The sequence below is a fragment of the Cobetia sp. PDI-12MA genome, assembly GCF_059507695.1.
Map to the genome: position 1 here is coordinate 769,201 of NZ_CM183351.1, position 18,394 is coordinate 787,594.

11 protein-coding genes and 5 tRNA genes are annotated in these 18,394 nt (G+C 62.7%); 7 read left to right on the forward strand and 9 right to left on the reverse strand.

All coding sequences use genetic code 11. The features are described 5' to 3' along the window. Positions 1 to 77 precede the first annotated feature (77 nt). The 4 genes from AC5WNI_RS03285 to betI form a co-directional block, all read right to left on the reverse strand. Positions 78 to 2,546: an acyl-CoA dehydrogenase gene (locus AC5WNI_RS03285; protein WP_175090574.1), complete on the reverse strand. Its 2,469-nt coding sequence runs from the start codon at positions 2,544 to 2,546 to the stop codon at positions 78 to 80. Positions 2,547 to 2,902: 356 nt separating this feature from the next. Further along, on the reverse strand, positions 2,903 to 4,618 hold the full coding sequence (gene betA / locus AC5WNI_RS03290) for a choline dehydrogenase (RefSeq protein ID WP_495928675.1): 1,716 nt from the start codon (positions 4,616 to 4,618) through the stop codon (positions 2,903 to 2,905). 374 nt (positions 4,619 to 4,992) lie between these two features. Continuing rightward, positions 4,993 to 6,474, reverse strand: a complete 1,482-nt coding sequence (betB, locus tag AC5WNI_RS03295) for a betaine-aldehyde dehydrogenase (protein WP_285461941.1) — start codon at positions 6,472 to 6,474, stop codon at positions 4,993 to 4,995. Next, positions 6,467 to 7,123, reverse strand: a complete 657-nt coding sequence (gene betI / locus AC5WNI_RS03300; RefSeq protein ID WP_175090571.1) for a transcriptional regulator BetI — start codon at positions 7,121 to 7,123, stop codon at positions 6,467 to 6,469. Before betI ends, betB begins: the two co-directional genes overlap by 8 nt. A 424-nt stretch (positions 7,124 to 7,547) precedes the next feature. Between betI and AC5WNI_RS03305 the strand changes: the two genes are divergently transcribed. The 5 genes from AC5WNI_RS03305 (at position 7,548) to AC5WNI_RS03325 (ending at position 9,240) form a co-directional block, all read left to right on the forward strand. Further along, the gene (locus AC5WNI_RS03305) at positions 7,548 to 8,501 is read left to right on the forward strand and encodes a choline ABC transporter substrate-binding protein (RefSeq protein WP_439329793.1); all 954 of its coding nucleotides are present in this window, start codon (positions 7,548 to 7,550) and stop codon (positions 8,499 to 8,501) included. Positions 8,502 to 8,587: 86 nt separating this feature from the next. Next, a tRNA-Met gene (locus AC5WNI_RS03310) sits at positions 8,588 to 8,664 on the forward strand. A 174-nt stretch (positions 8,665 to 8,838) separates the two neighbouring features. Then, positions 8,839 to 8,914: transfer RNA gene (locus AC5WNI_RS03315), tRNA-Asn, on the forward strand. A gap of 78 nt (positions 8,915 to 8,992) precedes the next feature. Next, positions 8,993 to 9,068 (forward strand) — tRNA-Asn (locus AC5WNI_RS03320). 96 nt (positions 9,069 to 9,164) lie between these two features. After that, positions 9,165 to 9,240 (forward strand) — tRNA-Asn (locus tag AC5WNI_RS03325). Between the two features lie 451 nt (positions 9,241 to 9,691). Here AC5WNI_RS03325 and AC5WNI_RS03330 read toward each other — a convergent pair. Next, entirely contained in the window at positions 9,692 to 11,800 is a 2,109-nt protein-coding gene (locus tag AC5WNI_RS03330; protein ID WP_368448300.1) for a carboxy terminal-processing peptidase, read from the reverse strand. A gap of 291 nt (positions 11,801 to 12,091) precedes the next feature. Between AC5WNI_RS03330 and AC5WNI_RS03335 the strand changes: the two genes are divergently transcribed. Further along, complete coding sequence (locus AC5WNI_RS03335; RefSeq protein WP_487886420.1) at positions 12,092 to 13,420, forward strand: M18 family aminopeptidase; 1,329 nt, start codon at positions 12,092 to 12,094, stop codon at positions 13,418 to 13,420. A 205-nt stretch (positions 13,421 to 13,625) separates the two neighbouring features. Here the strand turns inward: AC5WNI_RS03335 and AC5WNI_RS03340 are convergent. Both AC5WNI_RS03340 and AC5WNI_RS03345 read right to left on the reverse strand, forming a co-directional pair. Next, a tRNA-Met gene (locus AC5WNI_RS03340) sits at positions 13,626 to 13,702 on the reverse strand. Between the two features lie 81 nt (positions 13,703 to 13,783). Continuing rightward, the gene (locus tag AC5WNI_RS03345; protein WP_487886414.1) at positions 13,784 to 15,118 is read right to left on the reverse strand and encodes an FAD-dependent oxidoreductase; all 1,335 of its coding nucleotides are present in this window, start codon (positions 15,116 to 15,118) and stop codon (positions 13,784 to 13,786) included. 196 nt (positions 15,119 to 15,314) lie between these two features. Here AC5WNI_RS03345 and AC5WNI_RS03350 point away from each other — a divergent pair, with 196 nt between their 5' ends. Beyond that, a complete protein-coding gene (locus tag AC5WNI_RS03350; protein ID WP_487886413.1) occupies positions 15,315 to 16,265 on the forward strand; it encodes a LysR family transcriptional regulator in 951 nt (316 codons plus the stop codon). A 148-nt stretch (positions 16,266 to 16,413) separates the two neighbouring features. On the opposite strand, the gene ychF is transcribed toward AC5WNI_RS03350, so the two are convergent. Together ychF and pth are read right to left on the reverse strand one after the other, a co-directional pair. Then, positions 16,414 to 17,505: a redox-regulated ATPase YchF gene (ychF, locus tag AC5WNI_RS03355; RefSeq protein ID WP_175088361.1), complete on the reverse strand. Its 1,092-nt coding sequence runs from the start codon at positions 17,503 to 17,505 to the stop codon at positions 16,414 to 16,416. A 288-nt stretch (positions 17,506 to 17,793) separates the two neighbouring features. Continuing rightward, entirely contained in the window at positions 17,794 to 18,378 is a 585-nt protein-coding gene (gene pth / locus AC5WNI_RS03360) for an aminoacyl-tRNA hydrolase (protein ID WP_043335900.1), read from the reverse strand. Positions 18,379 to 18,394 lie beyond the last annotated feature (16 nt).

The window sequence follows — 18,394 nt, forward strand, 5'->3', positions numbered from 1 at the left end:
GGCCTTTGTGGTTCTGCGATCAGTGATCAGTGATCAGTGATCAGTTCGTGCGTCGATCACGTGGGCGTCGCCAGTGATCAGGCGGCGTCCTGCTGCGGGTTGGAGGCGGTGCCGTCACTCGCCATCGGCTTGCGCACGAAGGCGTCGAATTCGAAGTGGTCGACGGTCAGCATGTCGAGCACCTCGGCTTCGAAGACGCGCATGAAGTCGCCATCCTCTGCTGAGAGGATGCCTGCCTCGACCGCCGCTTCGATACGTGCTTCCGGTGACAGGGCATCGGCCGGAATCTCGCCCTTGTGGTAGGCCTTGGCCAGCGCCTTGTAGATCGGCTCGGCGCGCGGATAGTCCTTGAGCAGCGCGTTGTAGCGGGCGAGGGCGTTGTCCTGCTGGCCTTCGTCCTGGGCGTCCCAGGTGTTGTCGGTCAGCTTGGCACGCAGTGCAGTGTCGGTGGAAACGGCACGGGCGACCTCGCGGGTCAGGCTATCCCTGGGCATGGCGAACTGACGGCCACGCGGCAGGGCGATCACGCGCAGGGCAGTGCCCAGCGCACGGTTGGGCAGGTTGGCGAACAACTCATCCAGTGCCTTCTCCGCGCGGTGCAGCAGCCATTGCATGCTGTAGTGGAACAGCGCCTCTTCGTGTTCGCAGGCCTCGGTTTCGTGCCACTGCTTGAGCGTCAGTGATGCCAGATAGAGGTTGGACAGCACGTCACCCAGGCGCGCCGACAGCATTTCGCGCGCCTTGAGGCTGGAGCCGAGGCTTGCCATGGCTGCATCGGCGGACAGCGAGAAGGCGGCGCTGAAGCGATTGATGTGGCTGGCGTAGGGTGTGGCAACGGTGTCGAAGCCACTGGCCTTGCCACCGATACCGAAGCTCTGGGTGAAGGCGCGTGCCGCGTTGCCGAAGATCAGGCCGGCATGGCGGAAGAAGGCCTTGTCGAAGGCGTTCAGGTCATCGGCGTCCTTGGCGGCCAGCTCTTCCAGCACGTAAGGATGGCAGCGGATCGCGCCCTGACCGAAGATCATCAGGTTGCGGGTCATGATGTTGGCGCCTTCCACCGTGATCGAGACCGGAGTGCCGGCGTAGGCCACGCCAATGTAGTTGCGCGGGCCAAGCGTCACGCCGCGTCCGCCGTGGATGTCCATGCCATCGGCCAGCAGCGAGCGAGCCATCTCGGTCAACTGGCTCTTGAGGATGGCGGAAGGCACCGCCGGCTTGTGGCCGTTGTCGATCATGTTGGCGGTGTGCAGCACCGACGCCTGGCTGATGTAGTTCATCGCGGCCATGCGCGCCAGGGGCTCCTGAACGCCTTCCATCTCGGCCACCGGCAGATTGAACTGACGGCGGATGCGCGCAAAGCCGGCGCTCCAGCCCAGTGCGTAGCGCGAGATGCCCGCAGAGCCGGATGGCAGGGTGATGCAGCGACCCACCGACAGACACTCGACCAGCATCTTCCAGCCCTGGCCGGCCATCTGCTCGCCACCGATCAGGTAGCTGAGCGGAATGAAGACGTCCTTGCCGAAGATCGGACCATTCATGAACGGCGCACCGATCGGGTGGTGACGACGGCCGATGTCCATGCCGTCGGTGTCACGCGGAATCAGGGCACAGGTGATGCCGATGTCTTCCACGTCACCCAGCAGGTGCTCGGGGTCGAACATGCGGAAGGCCAGGCCGACCACGGTGGCGACCGGCGCCAGGGTGATCCAGCGCTTCTCGAAGTTCAGGCGAATACCGACGACTTCCTCGCCATCATGCATGCCGCGACACACGATGCCGGTGTCCGGGATGGAAGTCGCATCACTGCCGGCACGCGGGCCGGTCAGGCCGAAACACGGGATCTCGCGGCCATCGGCTAGACGCGGCAGGTAATAGTTCTTCTGTTCTTCGCTGCCGTACTTGAGCAGCAGCTCGCCCGGGCCGAGGGAGTTGGGCACGCCGACGGTGACCATCAGCGTCTCGTTGACTGCCAGCTTCTGCAGCACCAGCGACTGCGCCTTGGCCGAGAAGCCCAGGCCACCATATTCCTTGGGAATGATCATGCCGAAGAACTTCTCGCGCTTGAGGTATTCCCACAGCGCTTCGGGCAGATCGGCACGCTCGCGTGCGATCTCCCAACTGTTGGTCATGCCGCAGGCGATAGAGCACTGCTGGTCGATGAAGGCCTGCTCTTCGCTGGAGATGCCCTCGTTGCGCTGTGCGGTCAGGGTGTCCCACTGCGGCTTGCCGGAAAAGAGCTCGGCGTCCCAGAACACGGTGCCGGCTTCCAACGCCACCTTCTCGGTGTCCGAGACCTTGGGGGAGACCTTCTTGAACATCGCGAACAGACGCGGGCTGAGCCACTTGCTGCGCAGGGCCGGCAGGCCACATACCGCGACCAGTGCCGCGCCGATCAGCAGTAGGCAACCCAGCACCGGCGCGTCGACCGCCAGGCCGACGATGCCGATGATGGCGAGAACGCCGATGGCCGCGAGGGCCCCGGCTTCGCGTGCCATGACGGCCAACAGACCGGCAATGGCGACAAGGATGAGGATGAGCTGCGTCATGGCAGGATCTCCGGGTGGCGAGGGATGGTGTCTTTGCATGGTGTTACTACAGCGTAGCAGCCATGCGTTTAGAACGGTTGTTTGAATTGTCTTCAGCGTATCCCATGTTGCTCGACCCTGCAGTACGCCCAAGGTCTAAGGTGTGCGGATTCGTTCTCGAAAAGGACAGCCGCCCGGGCCAGGCAGTCGGAGAGCGCAAGACCGGGGTGAGTGGCTGTTTCTGACAGGCATGAAAAAGGCCCCGCAATGCGGGGCCTTGGACGGTCGATAGCGCTTGCGTGCGTGAGGCCAGACTACCTGTCGCAGGCGTTGATCAGTGCTTGGTCATCGACCCGAGCTCAGTCATTGATCAGTGCTCAGCCATTGATCGGCGCGGAATCGATCTGGCGCTTTGCGGGCTGTTTGGCCGATGTGCCCGGCTCGACCACGAAGTAGTCAGCGTCGGACGGCGGCAGCGGAGCACGGCCCCGAATCTTGTCGGCCATCTTCTCGGCCAGCATGATCGTCGGCGCGTTCAGGTTGCCGGTGGGGATGACCGGGAACAGCGAGGCATCGACGACGCGCAGGTTGTCGAGGCCATGTACGCGACCGGCACCATCGACCACGGAGGTCTCGTCACTGCCCATGCGGCAGCTGCCGCACGGGTGGTAGGCCGTCTCGGCATGATTGCGTACGTACTCGTCGAGCTGCTCGTCTGTCTGGACATCAGCACCCGGCGCCAGTTCGCGGCCACGGTAATCATCCAGTGCCGGCTGAGCGATGATCTCGCGAGTCAGGCGAATGGCGGCGCGGAACTCTTCCCAGTCCCGCTCCTCGGCCATGTAGTTGAAGAAGATCGAGGGCGCGGCCTTGGGGTCGAGAGAGGTCAGTCGGACACGACCCTTGCTCTGGGAGCGCATGGAACCGACGTGTGCCTGGAAGCCGTGGCCCTGCACCGCGCTCTTGCCGTTGTAGCTGATCGCGATCGGCAGGAAGTGATACTGCAGGTTCGGCCAGGCTTCGTTGTCATCGCTGCGAATGAAGCCGGCGGCCTCGAACTGGTTGCTGGCACCCACACCAGTCCCCTTGAGCATCCACTCCAGGCCGATGGGCGGCTGGTTGTACCACTTGAGGGACGGGTAGAGCGAGATCGGCTTGGTGCACTCGTACTGGATGTAGAGCTCGAGGTGATCCTGCAGGTTCTCGCCCACGCCCGGCAGGTGGTGCACCATCTTCACGCCCAGCGGCTCGAGATGTTCACGGTTGCCGACGCCTGAGCGCTGCAGGATCTGCGGCGAGGCGATGGCGCCGGCGCACAGCAGCACTTCCTTGCGCGCACGCACGCGGTGGTCCTGGCCCTTGCGCTCGTACTTCACACCGACCGCCGTCTTGCCTTCAAACAGGATGACGTCGGTGGTGGCACGCGTCTCGATGGTTACGTTGGGGCGCTTCTTGGCGGTATCCAGATAGCCGCGCGCGGTGGAGGCACGACGGCCTTCCCTGGTCACGAAGCGGTCCATCGGGCCGAAGCCCTCCTGCTGGTAGCCGTTGACGTCTTCGGTGGCCGGGTAGCCCGCCTCGATGCCTGCCGCGATGAAGGCATGATAGAGCTCGTTGTTGCCCTGCTTGGGCGTGGTGACAGACACCGGGCCGTCGCCGCCATGGTAGTCATTCGGGCCGATATCGCGTGTCTCGCACTTGCGGAAGTAGGGCAGGCACTCACGATAGTTCCAGTCGGCCAGGATGGGGTCCTTGGCCCAGTTGTCGTAATCCAGCGCGTTGCCGCGGATGTAGCACATGCCATTGATCAACGAGGAGCCGCCCAGGCCCTTGCCGCGACCACATTCCATGCGACGGTTGTTCATGTGCGGCTCAGGGTCAGTCTTGAAGTCCCAGTTGTAGCGCTGACCCTGCAGCGGGTAGGCCAGGGCGGCGGGCATCTGGGTACGGAAGTCGAAGCGGTGGTCGCGGCCACCGGCTTCCAGCAACAGCACGCTGACGTCGGAATCTTCGCTCAGGCGGGTGGCCAGCACGTTGCCGGCACTGCCGGCACCGATGATGACGTAGTCGTATTCACGCTCGAATTGGCTCATGAAATCTCCTTTCGTATCAGATGCCACATGCGGGCGCAGGACGCCCCGTCGACGACGAGGGGTGGCCACTGCCGGGCGGATGGATACGGTGATGTGTCTGTGAAGAGTCGTCGGGGCACCGCATGACAGCAAGCTGCCACAGGGGACTCGACGACTCATCGGAATTCGGGCACCGCGCGCGGCGCTGGCGAGCGACACGGCGTGCAGCCGGCATGGCGAGTGTTCGACATGCCGGCAGGTGGGGCATCTGGCGCTTCGTCTTGCTTAGTCCCGGTACTTGAGGCCCGGTCTTGAGGGCCGGTATTGAGGCCCGGTACTTCAGCCTCTGGCGCCAGAGGATGCTGCTGTCGTCAGGCCTTTCGGCCAGTGATGGCTCAGAAGGCGGACTCGAACGGGCCCATCTCGATCAGCACGGACTTGGTCTGGGTGTAATGAGACAGCGTCTCGACACCGTTCTCGCGACCGATACCGGACTGCTTGTAGCCGCCGACCGGCATCTCGGACGGCGACTCGCCCCAGGTGTTGACCCAGCAGATACCGGCTTCGAGCTGGTGAATCACGCGATGCGCGCGGTTCAGGCTCTCGGTGAACAGGCCAGCCGCCAGTCCATAGGTGGTGTCGTTGGCGCGACGGATGACTTCCTCTTCACTGTCGAAGGACAGGATGGACATCACCGGACCGAAGATCTCTTCCTGCACGATGCGCATGTCATCGCTGCAGTCGGTGTAGACGGTCGGTGCGACCCAGGCGCCCTTGGCGAAGTCGCCTTCGCTCATGCGCTCACCGCCGACCAGCAGACGTGCGCCGTCCTGCTTGGCGATCTCCAGATAGGAGACGACCTTGTCCAGGTGCTCGAAGCTGACCAGCGGACCGAAGGTGGTGGCGCGATCCTGCGGGTCGCCGGCCTTGATGCGCGCGACGCGCTCGACGATCTTGGCCTCGAAGGCCTCCTTGACGCTGGCTTCGACGAAGACGCGGGTGCCGTTGGTGCACACCTGACCGGAGCTGTAGAAGTTGGCCATCATGGCGCCGTCGGCGGCGCGGTCGAGATCGGAGTCGGCGAATACCAGCAGCGGGGACTTGCCGCCCAGCTCCATGGTGACTTCCTTGAGGCTGGAAGAGGCGGAAGCGGACATGACCTTCTTGCCGGTACCGGCTTCCCCGGTGAAGGAGATCTTGGCGATATCCGGGTGCTCGGTGAGCATCACGCCGACGCGGGCATCGCCCTGCACGACATTGAACACGCCGTCCGGCAGGCCGGCTTCGGTGAAGATCTCGGCCAGCTTCAGTGCGCTCAGCGGCGTGACTTCGCTGGGCTTGAAGACCATGGCGTTGCCGGCGGCGAGGGCCGGGGCGGACTTCCAGCAGGCAATCTGGATCGGGTAGTTCCAGGCACCGATGGCGCCGATGACGCCCAGCGGCTCCTTGCGGGTATAGACGAAGGCTTCCTGACGCAGCGGCATCTGGCTGCCTTCGATGGCCGGCGCGAGGCCCGCGTAGTACTCGAGTGCATCGGCACCGGTGACGATGTCGACCGCTTCGGTCTCGGACAGCGGCTTACCGGTGTCGAGTGTCTCGAGCAGCGCCAGTTCGTCGTTGCGCTCGCGCAGCAGATCGACGGCGCGGCGCAGGATGCGTGAACGCTCCATGCCGGTCATCGCGGCCCACACCTTCTGACCCTGCAGGGCGCTTTCGACGGCGGTATCGACGTCGGCACCGCTGGCCTGCTGGATCTCGGCGATGACTTCGCCGGTGGCCGGGTTGACGGTCTCGAAGGTCTCGCCGGAGGTAGCCTCGACCCGACGGCCACCGATGTAGAGGGTCTGGGTCGGGAAGCTTGCGTTGCCGTTAGCCATGCGTGCGCTCCTTACTGGGTTCAGGGGAAGTGGGGGAGTCTGTCGCGTTCAGGGATACTGTCATGTGACGTGTCAGCTGGTAGTCGGCATATTCGTAGGCGAGGCGGCGTGCGCGCTCGACATCGAGGCCGGTCGGGTCCAGCGTACCGCGCAACCACAAGCCGTCGATCAGGGCGGCCAGTCCGGCCGCGGCATCACGTGCCTCGTTCAGCGGCATGCAGCGGCGGAACAGGGCACACAGATTGGAGATCAGCCGCCTGTCGTTGACCCGCTGCAGGCGTTCCAGCGGAATGCGGTGCATGCTGGAGGCCCAGAAGGCCAGCCAGGTCTTGGAGACACTCTGACTGACCTGGCTGCGGTCAAAGTTGCCGTCGATCACCGCGCGCAGATGGCTGCGGACGTCATCATCTGCCAGTGCGGCGCGACGCTCACTGACGGCGCTGCGCAGGTCAGTGAGAATCTGGCGCATGGTGGCTTCCATCAAGCCATCCTTGCCGCCGAAATAGTGGCTGATGATACCGGTGGATACACCTGCGTGACGGGCGATACGGGCCACGGTCGCGTCGGCGAGTCCTGCCTCATCGATGGCTTGCATGGTGGCCTGGATCAACTGGCGGCGGCGGATAGGTTCCATTCCCACTTTGGGCATCAACGGAGTCCTTTTCGTATATCGGGTCGGTGTGACACCGGGTGTGGCCATGGTACTGGATCATCACCGGTTTGCCGCGAGCGCTGCACCATGCTGTCGTGTGCAAAGTTTTTATTGAACGTTCAATTAACAAAAAGTGTAGAGGCTGGTTCTCGATGCGTCAAGTTGAGGCAGGGCGGGGCAGCCAGGGGGCTGTCCACAGGCAGTCCGGGAGGGCATCAGAGGGGAGGCGGGCGAGGAATCGAGGCCAGATGGCGGCCAGCGACAGGCGGGCATGAAAGACTGTGGGTTGGCGAGGTCGGTTGGTAAAAGCGCTACAGTGCGGTAGAACATGCAGGTGCAGCATGTCGATCTCAACGTAGGTTGAACGTTGTGCCGGCGCTCGAGAGTTGACTGACAATGAACAATAAAACAAGGGGTTAGCATGAAACGATCACCTGGTAAGGTGCTGTTGGCACTGGGCGTCATCGCCGTGCCGGTCATGGCGAATCAGGCCCAGGCCGCCGTGACGGAAGAATGTCGCACGGTACGTTTCGCCGAAGTCGGCTGGACGGACATCACGGCCACCACCGCCCTGACGCGTGCCGTGCTGGAAGGGCTGGGCTATGAGACGACCTCTGACACCATCTCGGTGCCGATCGCCTATGCCGGCATGAAGAATGATGACTTCGATGTCTTCCTGGGCAACTGGATGCCGTCGATGGCCTCCATCAGTGACCCCTACATCGACAAGGGGCAGGTCGATCGCCCGCGCGCCAATCTCCAGGGCGCGAAATACACCCTGGCGGTGCCGCAGTATGTACTGGATGCCGGCGTGACCTCGGTGGCGGACCTTGCCGACAATCTCGAGAAGTTCGACGGTCGCATCTACGGGATAGAGGCGGGCAACGACGGCAACATGATCATTGCCGACATGATCGACGACGACGCCTTCGGCATGGGCGAGTTCGAGATGATTGACTCCTCGGAAGCCGGCATGCTGGCGGAAGTGAAATCGAAGATTGCCGCCAAGGAGTGGGTGGTGTTCCTTGGCTGGGAACCGCACCCGATGAACACCCGCTTCGAGATGGGCTATCTGGAAGGGGCCGATGATTACTTCGGGCCGAATCTGGGCGGTGCGACGGTGTATACCAACACCCGCGCGGGCTACAGCGAAGCATGCACCAACGTCGGGGCCCTGCTTTCCAATCTCGAGTTCACCCTGGAGATGGAAAACCAGTTGATGGGTGACATCATGGATGGCGGCGAAGACCCGGATGACGCGGCGGCCAGTTGGCTCAAGCAGAACCCGCAGGTGCTGGAGGCCTGGCTCAAGGGGGTCGAGACCGTGGAGGGCCAGCCTGGCCTTGCCGCGGTGAAGACATCGCTGGGGATCTGATCGGCCCGTCGGGCTCGTCTGTTGAGCTTTTGATAAAAAGTGCTTGCAATTCAGCAGCCTGACCTGCAATATACGCCTCGTCGTGTGGCTACATAGCTCAGCTGGTTAGAGCACATCACTCATAATGATGGGGTCCCCTGTTCAAATCAGGGTGTAGCCACCAGTGATTCCAAGGCCTGCATCCGTGCGGGCCTTGTCACATCTGGATGTCGCTTCGTGCGCTTTCGGAGGTGGATCCGGCAGGAGGAATCCAGCGAGTTCTGCGGTGGTCTGAATGGCCGAAGGTGGTTGACGCCATTGAGTATTTCCGTATAATTCGTCGCGTGTTCAAGGTTGTTCCTCGATAGCTCAGTTGGTAGAGCAAATGACTGTTAATCATTGGGTCACAGGTTCGAGTCCTGTTCGAGGAGCCAATAGCACATGCAGCATGCTTGAAATGTCAGCCTGATAGCATCCATGATGATGTCACTGGCATATGGATTTCCGGTCGTTCCTCGATAGCTCAGTTGGTAGAGCAAATGACTGTTAATCATTGGGTCACAGGTTCGAGTCCTGTTCGAGGAGCCAATCCAAGGCTTCCTGCCAATGCCGGAAATGACGCTGATAGATGAGTTCCTCGTCGTCAGCTTCGATATCGCCCTGATATCGATCGATATTTGTTGTTCCTCGATAGCTCAGTTGGTAGAGCAAATGACTGTTAATCATTGGGTCACAGGTTCGAGTCCTGTTCGAGGAGCCAATATCATTTCCCTGCTTCCCCTCGTGTTCTCTGCTGGTGGCATCATCGCTGCCTGAGCTTTGCTTGTTGCTTTGCGCTTGAGCTCTGTTCGTAATCCTGGCTTGTCAGCCCTGCTCATCAATCCGTTCCTGCTCCTCCACCTGTCAGATGTCTCGTGCTTTCTGCCTCGAGCGTGCTCTCGCGTCGCCAGCCTTCTGCTGTCGTTCTCTACGCGGCTCTGCCTGACGTTGTGATGCTGGCCATTGTGTTTCTGCTGCTGCGCTTTCTGTCTAGTTGCTGCTGTCTGTGCGTTGTTGTGCGCGCGTTGCTGCCTCGCGCGGCCGTGATGCTGCGTGCCACAGACTTTCTTTGTGGCAAGAAAAAGCCCCTGCGCTCGGTGTTGCATGAGAGCAGGGGCCTTGGCGGTCGACCAGCTTCGTCAAACGCGGGTCATGGCGCGAGTCCTGAGGGCCTAGCGATCACCGGTGAGGTGGGCGTAGTCGAGCAGGATCTCGGCACTTTCCTGAAGCTGGGCCTGATCGATCGGGTCCTTGGCTTCCTTGTCGCTGCTGCCTTCTTCGATATCGGCTTCCTGCTCGGGAACGCTCTCGGGGGAAGAGATGTGGTCGCTGGCGGCATCGAGTTCGGCAAAGCTTGTCAGTGGCTCGAGGTTGAGGGCACGACGGCGTTTGTTTTCCAGTGCCAGCTGCTCGGCTTCCTGGGCATCCATCTCGCGTTTGCGCTGCTCGCGATTGAGGCTGATGCTGGTCTGCTGCGCGCGCAGTGCCTTTGACAGCGCGACTTCGCTCTTCAGGTAGCTGAAGTTGGGGTCCTGTTCGACGCGGCTCTGGTGGCGGGCGCGCAAGGCGGCCAGATAGCGTGCTGGTTCACCGTAGCGGCGATACTTCACCGGGCGTACCTGGTCCCAGGGCAGCGCGTAGTCGAGGCTGGATTCGCCGATCTCCTGCGGGTCGATGACGCTGGGGAAGGCGATGTCCGGCTTCACACCCTTGTTCTGGGTCGAGTCGCCGGAGATGCGATAGAACTTGGCGCGGGTCAGCTTGATCTCGCCTTCGCTCAGCGAGGAGATGGTCTGCACCGTGCCCTTGCCGAAGGTCTGGCTGCCGAGTATCGGGCCGCGGCCGTAGTCCTGGATCGCGCCGGCGAAGATTTCGGATGCCGAGGCCGAGAGGCGGTTGACCAGTACGGTCAGCGGGCCGTCATAGTGGGTGCCGGCGTCGGTATCGCCGTAGAGGCTGATACGGCCGCGTGCATCACGCACCTGCACGGTGGGGCCGCGATCGATGAACAGGCCGATCATCGAATTGGCTTCCTGCAGGGCACCGCCGCCGTTGTTGCGCAGATCGAGAATGATGCCTTCCACCTGCTTGGCCTTCAGTTCATCGATCAGGCGCGCCACGTCGCGGGTGGTGCTGCGGTAGTCGTCTTCACCGGCCTGCCAGGCATCGAAATCGACATAGAAGGCGGGCACATGAATGACGCCGATCCTGTGGACGCCATCATCGCGCTTGACGTCGATGACCTTGGCATTGGCGGCCTGGTCCTCGAGCTTGACGGTGTCGCGGGTGATATCCAGCTCACGCGTCTTGGTGACATCCAGTGACTGGGCCGGGATCACTTCCAGGCGCACGACGGAGCCCTTCGGGCCACGGATCAGGTCCACGACATCATCCAGGCGCATGCCGACCACGTTGGTCCACTCGCTGTCGCCCTGGCCCTGGCCGACGGCCACGATGCGGTCAGCCGGCTTGAGTTCGCCATCCTTCTCGGCAGGGCCGCCGGGCACGAGGCTCGAGACCTTGACGTATTCGCCTTCGGATTGCAGCAGGGCGCCGATGCCGTCCAGTGACAGCTTCATCTGGATGTCGAAGGATTCACCCTGACGCGGCGAGAAGTATTCACTGTGCGGGTCGATGCTGCCGGTCACGGCATGCATCACCAGCGTCAGGATATCTTCATCGTTGGTCTGCTTGATGCGCTTGAGCTGATTGGAATAGCGCTCGCTGAGCGTCCTGGCGATCTCGTCATCGCTCTTGTCGGACAGCGACATCGACAGCCAGGCATTCTTGAGGCGCTTGCGCCACAGCTCGTCGAGCTCCTGCTCGCTATCGGCCCACGGGCTGTCCTTGCGGTCCAGCGCCAGGCGATCGTCCTTGTCGAAATCGAAGCTCGGCTTGGCATCCAGCGTCTTCACCAGCCAGGTGAGGCGTGCGGTGAGGCGTTGTTGATAGCGATCGTAGAGTCCATAGAGGCGCTCGAGGTCACCATCGACCATGGCGTCGTCGAAATCATGACGCAGGTCGCTGAATTCGCTGATGTCCGCATCCAGCAAGTAGGCTTTCTGGGGGTCGAGAGTCTTGAGGTATTGCGTGAAGGCGCGGTTGGCCCAGTGGTCATCCAGGGTCACATCTTCGTAATGCCCATAGCGCAAAGACTCGGCAACTTCGCGAGCAGCCTGTGCATCGGCGTCAGTAGGGGTGACCGCGGCACTGGCAGGGCCGGCCATGGCAAGACACAGGGCAACGAATGCCGTGCGCCGGACGTTTGCGAACAGGCTCATCAATGAAGCACTCCCGATTCATGTACACTCTGCTCCCTGAACGACCTCCCCGCAGGGGGTCGAGCGGGCATTGTAGCAGTCTCATGCACCATACACAGTTGTCTGGCGTTGATGCGTTGGGGTTGTGAAAACTCTGTCAGCGCAGGCCTTTGGCTGGCATGTCGCGCCTTTGGACGCCCCCTGTGTGGTGACTGGATGGCAGTCGTGTCATCGAAGGGTCATCACAGGTTTTCCCATCATGTTTCTTCTTATACAGTGCCTTGCATATATCTTCGAGGACCAGACGCCATCATGACTCATGCGATTGCGGATTCCCGCGTTCCCGCACTGCTCGACTTCCTGTCTTCTTCTCCCACGCCGTGGCACGCGACGGCTTCCATGGCGCAGCGTCTTGAGCAGGCGGGCTACCGTCGCCTCAGCGAGACATCTTCCTGGCAGCTGGCGCCCGGTGATCGCGCCTATGTCACGCGCAATGATTCCTCGTTGATCGCCTTTCAGCTCCCGAAGGGTGATACGCCGCTGAGCTCACTTCGGATGATCGGTGCGCACACCGATTCGCCTTGTCTGCGTTTGAAGCCCAATCCGGCACAGGTCAGTCAGGGCTGGTTGACGCTGGGTGTCGAGACCTATGGCGGCGTGTTGCTGAGCACCTGGTTCGATCGCGATCTGGGGCTTGCGGGGCGTGCCCAGGTGCGGCATGCGGACGGTCGTCGCGAGACGCTGCTGCTGGCGGTCATGCGTCCGTTTGCCTGCGTGCCGAGCCTGGCGATCCATCTGGATCGTGACGTCAACAGTGGGCGTGCCATCAATGCCCAGACCCAGATGTCAGCCGTGGTCATGCAGCTGGATGACGAGGCCGGGACGCCCGCGGAGGCCTTCAACGCGCTGTTGATCGATCTGATCGAGGAGCAGCACGGCGTGCGGGTCGCGGATGTCGTCGACTTCGAGCTGGGCCTGCATGATCTGCAGCCGGCGGCGCAGTCGGGGCTGAAGGGCGAGTTGATCACCAGTGCCCGCCTCGACAATCTGCTGTCCTGTTTCGTCGGTCTCGAGGCGCTGCTGGAGGTCGACGGCAGTCAGGGGGCGCTGTTCATCACCACCGATCATGAAGAAGTCGGCAGTGCCAGCGCCTGTGGTGCCCAAGGGCCCTTCCTTGCCGATGTGCTCAAGCGCATCAATCACTACGTCGGCTTGGACAGCGAAGAAGGCTATCAGTGCCTTGTGCAGCGCTCCTTGATGATTTCTTGCGATAATGCTCACGCCGTGCACCCCAATTTCGCGGACAAGCATGATGCGGGGCATGGGCCGAAGTTGAATGCCGGGCCGGTCATCAAGGTCAATGCCAATCAGCGTTACGCCACCAACAGCACCACGGCCGGGCTGTTCCGCGAGATGTGTCGCGAGCAGGATGTGCCGGTGCAGACCTTCGTCAGTCGTGCCGACATGGGCTGTGGCAGCACCATCGGGCCGATCACCGCCAGTGAGGTGGGGGTGCCGACCCTGGATGTGGGGCTGCCGCAGTGGGGCATGCACTCGATTCGTGAGACATCCGGCAGTGCCGATGTCGCCATGCTGATCAAGGTGCTGGTAGCCTTCTGCAATCGCGAGCAGCTGGACTGAGTCGAGCCGGAGTGTGCTGGGAGAGCGGGCGCGTAGTGTAAGAAGACGAGCCCGGAAAAAGGGCGGCCTGTGGGTCGCCCTTTTTGTTGCCTGTGACCTGGCTCGAGGGCTACGGCGCAGGGCGCCGGATGCGCGAGTCATGTGTATAGATCGCGCACAACGAAAAAGGCCTGACTGCAAGCAGTCAGGCCTTTCGAATCCTGGTTGGTGGCTACACCCTGATTTGAACAGGGGACCCCATCATTATGAGTGATGTGCTCTAACCAGCTGAGCTATGTAGCCGTCCAACGGAGGCGAATATTACGGATTGTCCGTGATGTTGTCAATGCATCAGCGCGAAAAAGTGGCAGGGAATTCATCAGGCTAGCGTCCAGGCCGCGCAGCGAGGGCTTCAGGTAGGCTGTCGGAGAGAGTGCTGGGGAGAGCCTCTCGCGAGATGGCGCGTGCGATGAGGTCGCCACTGGCGCAGGCCAGCGTGAAGCCCAGACTGCCATGGCCGACGTTCAGCCACAGATTGTCCGGGCTGTTCACTTGCCGGGGACGGCCGAGGATCGGCGGCCCCTTGGGCGTGCTGGGGCGCAGTCCGGCCCAGGGAGTGGCCTGCGCGAAATCGCCGGCTTCGGGGAAGGTATCGCTGGCCAGCTTGCGCAGGGCGGCAATACGCTGATCATCCAGTTCGGGGTGGAAGCTGTCGCGTTCCCGCTGGCCGATATCCACCATTGCCGCGACGCGCAGCTGGCGTGATGCCGACGACTCCAGGTCGGCGTAGACCACCTTGCGTGCCGAGTCGGTGACGCTGATGCGCGGCGCGGCCGTCTCGGGGGCGTCAGCTGTCAGTGGCAGGGTGAGGCTATAGCCCTTGAGCGGCTGCAGGGGCAGGCGGATACCCAGGGGGTGTGCCAGCTCGGCGGCATGATTGCCGGCCGCGATGACGACCTCTTCGACGGCATGGCGTTCTCGGTGGCCATCAAGATGTCTGAGCTCGAGCTGCGCGATGCGCCCGTTGCGTGCGCTCAGCGGGGCGACGCGGGTATTGGCGATGCGTGTATAGCGCCCGGAGGCCTGCAGCTTGTGCTCCAGCGCCTGACAGAAAGCATGGCAATCCGCCGTCTCGTCCGAGGCGCTGAAGATGCCGCCCGACAGATGGGCTTGCTGGTGGGTCAGTGAGGGCTCCAGCGCGATGCATTGGCGTGCATCGAGTACCTGTTGGTCCTGCGGGGCGACGCGCGCGGCGGCCGCCTTGTCGAGCGCTTCGGGATCACGATGGATCACCAGCTTGCCGCGCTGCTGCCAGGCGAAGTCGCCGAGCGCATCTCGTGCGCGCCAATCGCTCATGATCGCCTGGCTGTGCAGCGCCAGCGAGAGCATCTGAGTTGCGCTGGCCTGATGGGTAGGGTGATTGCAGGCGGCCACAAATCGGGCCATCCAGCGCCATTGTGCGGGGTCAAGATTGGGGCGCAGTTTCAGCGGTGCCTCGTTGCCTGCCAGCAGCCACTTGATGGCCTGGCGGGGCACGCCGCTATCGGCCAGTGGTGCCACATAGCGATAGCTCAGCTGACCGCCATTGGCGCGGCTGGTCTCGCTGGCAACCTCGGCATGGGCGTCGATCAGGGTCACGCAGTGGCCGGCGCGCACCAGGGCGTGGGCACTGGCGAGGCCGATCACGCCGCCTCCGATGACAGTCACGTGGCGTTGCATGCTGGGCTCCCGGGTCGTGAAGGTCGTGAAGGTCGTGTTGCGTTGTGCTCGAGCTTGCCGGTCGCTTGCGTGAGTGGCGAATGAAAAGAATGTGTCGCGTCATAACCCGAGGTTATGGGGTAACCTGATGCACAGGCGCTCAAGTGCGCCCTCAAGTGAGCCCTCTAGATAAGATAACCGGACAGGAAGATAGTGCATGCGGCTCAGGGACCTGGAAATCTTTCACGCTGTCCTGCAGGCCGGCAGCGTGACCGGCGCGGCGAGGTTGCTGCATATCTCCCAGCCGGCGGCGAGCAAGGCGCTGCAGCAGGTCGAGCGCCAGTGGGGCATCACGTTGTTCACGCGCAGTGCAGGGCAGCTTCATCCCACCGAGGAGGCGCGCAAGCTGGAAGCGGCCAGCCAGGGAATGCTCGGTCAGCTGGACGATGTGAGGCGGCTGGTCGATGGCTTGCGCGAGGGCGAGGCACGCACGCTCAAGGTGGTGGCGACGCCTGCCATCGCCCAGCAATTGCTGCCACAGGCACTGGGTCAGTGGCGCAGGCGTCAGCCACGGGTCAGCTGTGAGCTGGCGACCCAGCATACCCGCGAGATCGTCGATGCCCTGTTGCTGCATGAGGTCGATATCGCCTTCACGCTGAGTGCGCCGACGCATCCTGCACTGATGACGCGTCCGCTGGTGCGCATGCCGCTACTGGTGCTCGCGCCCGAAGGGTATTGGGCACAGGACTGTCAGCAGACGCCGATGACGGTGGCGGAGCTGGCCGGTCAGCGCCTGATCGCCCTGGGGGCGCACGATCCGCTGGCGCGGCGACTCGATGGTCTGCTGGCGAGCGTGGCGCAGGAAGCTTCAAGCGCTTTGCCATCTTCACCGCGCATCGTGACGCGAGTGCAGACCTATCCCCTGGCGGCGGCGCTGGTTCAGGCGGGGGAGGGGCTGGCGGTGGTCGATGCACTCACGGCGCATGCCGCCACTACGGAGCGCGGCTTGAGCGCGCGTCAGCTGCCCCAGGCGGGTGAGCTGGTGCTGAATGCCATGTGGCGACGCGAGGCGGGTCGTTCGCGGCTGGCGCAGACGCTGGCAGATCAGCTCGCCAGACAGGCCGCGCAGTGGCTGCAGGTGCCGCTGGTAGAGCCCTCGGTGAACTGAGCCTACTGCTGGCTGAGCTTCCGCTGGATGAGGTTTCCGCGCCACAACGCAGAACGCCCCTGGCCTCGTGAGAGATCAGGGACGTTCCGTCAGGACAGGCTGTCAGGGCATCAGCTGGGCCCGGGCGTCGCCGGGCACCTGTGAGCCATCAGACATTGAAGCGGTAGTGCACCACGTCGCCATCCTTGAGGATGTAGTCCTTGCCTTCCAGGCGCCACTTGCCGGCATCCTTGGCGCCTTGCTCGCCCTTGTAGGCGATGAAGTCGTCATAGGAAATGACTTCGGCACGGATGAAGCCTTTCTGGAAGTCGGTGTGGATGACACCAGCGCCTTCCGGTGCGGTAGCGCCGATCTTGACGGTCCAGGCACGCACTTCCTTCACGCCAGCGGTGAAGTAGGTCTGCAGACCCAGCAGCTCATAACCGGCGCGGATGACGCGGTCCAGGCCCGGCTCTTCCATGCCCAGCTCATCGAGGAACATCTCGCGCTCTTCCTCGTCCAGCTCGGCGATCTCGGCTTCGATCTTGTTGCACACCGGCACGACGCTGGCGCCTTCGTTGGCGGCAATGCCGCGCACGATATCGAGGTAGGGATTGTTCTCGAAGCCTTCCTCGCTGACGTTGGCGATGTACATGGTCGGCTTGAGGGTCAGGAAGCCGAAGCCGCGCACGATCTTCAGGTCGTCATCGCTGAGGCCGAAGCTGCGCAGCGGCTGGCCTTCGGCCAGGTGCGGCTGGATACGTTCCAGCACGGCCTTGGTGGCGATGGCTTCCTTGTCGCCGCCCTTGGCGACACGGGTCAGACGCTGGATGCTGCGCTCGACGCTGTCGAGGTCGGCCAGGGCCAGCTCGATGTTGATGGTCTCGATGTCGGCGGCCGGGTCGACGTGGTTGGCGACGTGGATGACGTTGTCATCCTCGAAGCAACGCACCACGTGCGCGATGGCGTCGGTCTCACGGATGTTGGCCAGGAACTTGTTGCCCAGACCTTCGCCCTTGGAAGCGCCCGCGACCAGACCCGCGATGTCGACGAATTCCATGGTGGTCGGAATCACCTTCTCCGGCTTGACGATCTCGGCCAGCGCGTTCAGGCGAGGGTCAGGCATCGGCACGATACCGGTGTTCGGCTCGATGGTGCAGAAGGGGAAGTTCTCGGCGTCAATGCCAGACTTGGTCAGTGCATTGAAGAGAGTGGACTTGCCGACGTTCGGCAGGCCGACGATGCCGCAATTGAAACCCATGGCGCTAGATCCTGGTGTGACGTATCGAATGGGGCGTGGCACTGGCAGTCGTCTCGACCAGCAGGCTCTGAGTGCACAGACACTGGGCATGCGGGGAAACGAGTGGGCAGGCACGGAATGAAGACAGGCGGGAAGTGTAAGGCCTCATGCCGCCGAGGTCATCCATTGGGCGCATGTCGCGCGACAAATGATGCCTTTTGCTGCTGATCGCGTGGCGAGACACGCATACGCAAGCGAGGTGATGCGCTGAGCGAATCACCGAAATTCGGAGAGGGGTGATGCAGAGGTTCAGCTCTTGAAGGAGTGCAGGCGATTCATGGCCCGTGCCCATTCGCCACTGATGGCGTCGGGGAGGGTCATCACCACTTCGTCGATGGCGTCGTCGATGGCCTGGCGTTCAGCCTTGCCGGGACGCCCGAGCACGAAGTTGGTCACCAGCTTGGCATTGCCGGGGTGGCCGATGCCGATGCGGGCACGATGGAACGACTTGTCGTTGCCCAGTGCACTGATGATGTCGCGCAATCCGTTGTGACCACCATGGCCGCCACCCTGCTTGTAGCGGGCGGTGCCGGGGTCGATGTCCAGCTCATCGTGAGCGACGAGCAGTTCATCCGGTGCGAGCTTGTAGAAGTTGCACAATGCGGCCACGGCCTGACCGCTGCGATTCATGAACGTCGATGGGAACAGCAGATGCAGATCCTGACCTGCGAAGTGGACCTTCGCGTACTGGCCATGGAACTTGCGTTCCGGACGCAACGTGGTGTGACCGTGGCGCGCAAGAGCGTCAAGGAGCCAGACGCCGGCATTGTGACGGGTGTCTTCGTATTCGTTCCCCGGGTTACCGAGGCCGATGATCGCTTTCACTCGTGACATGCGTCGTCTGGCTCCT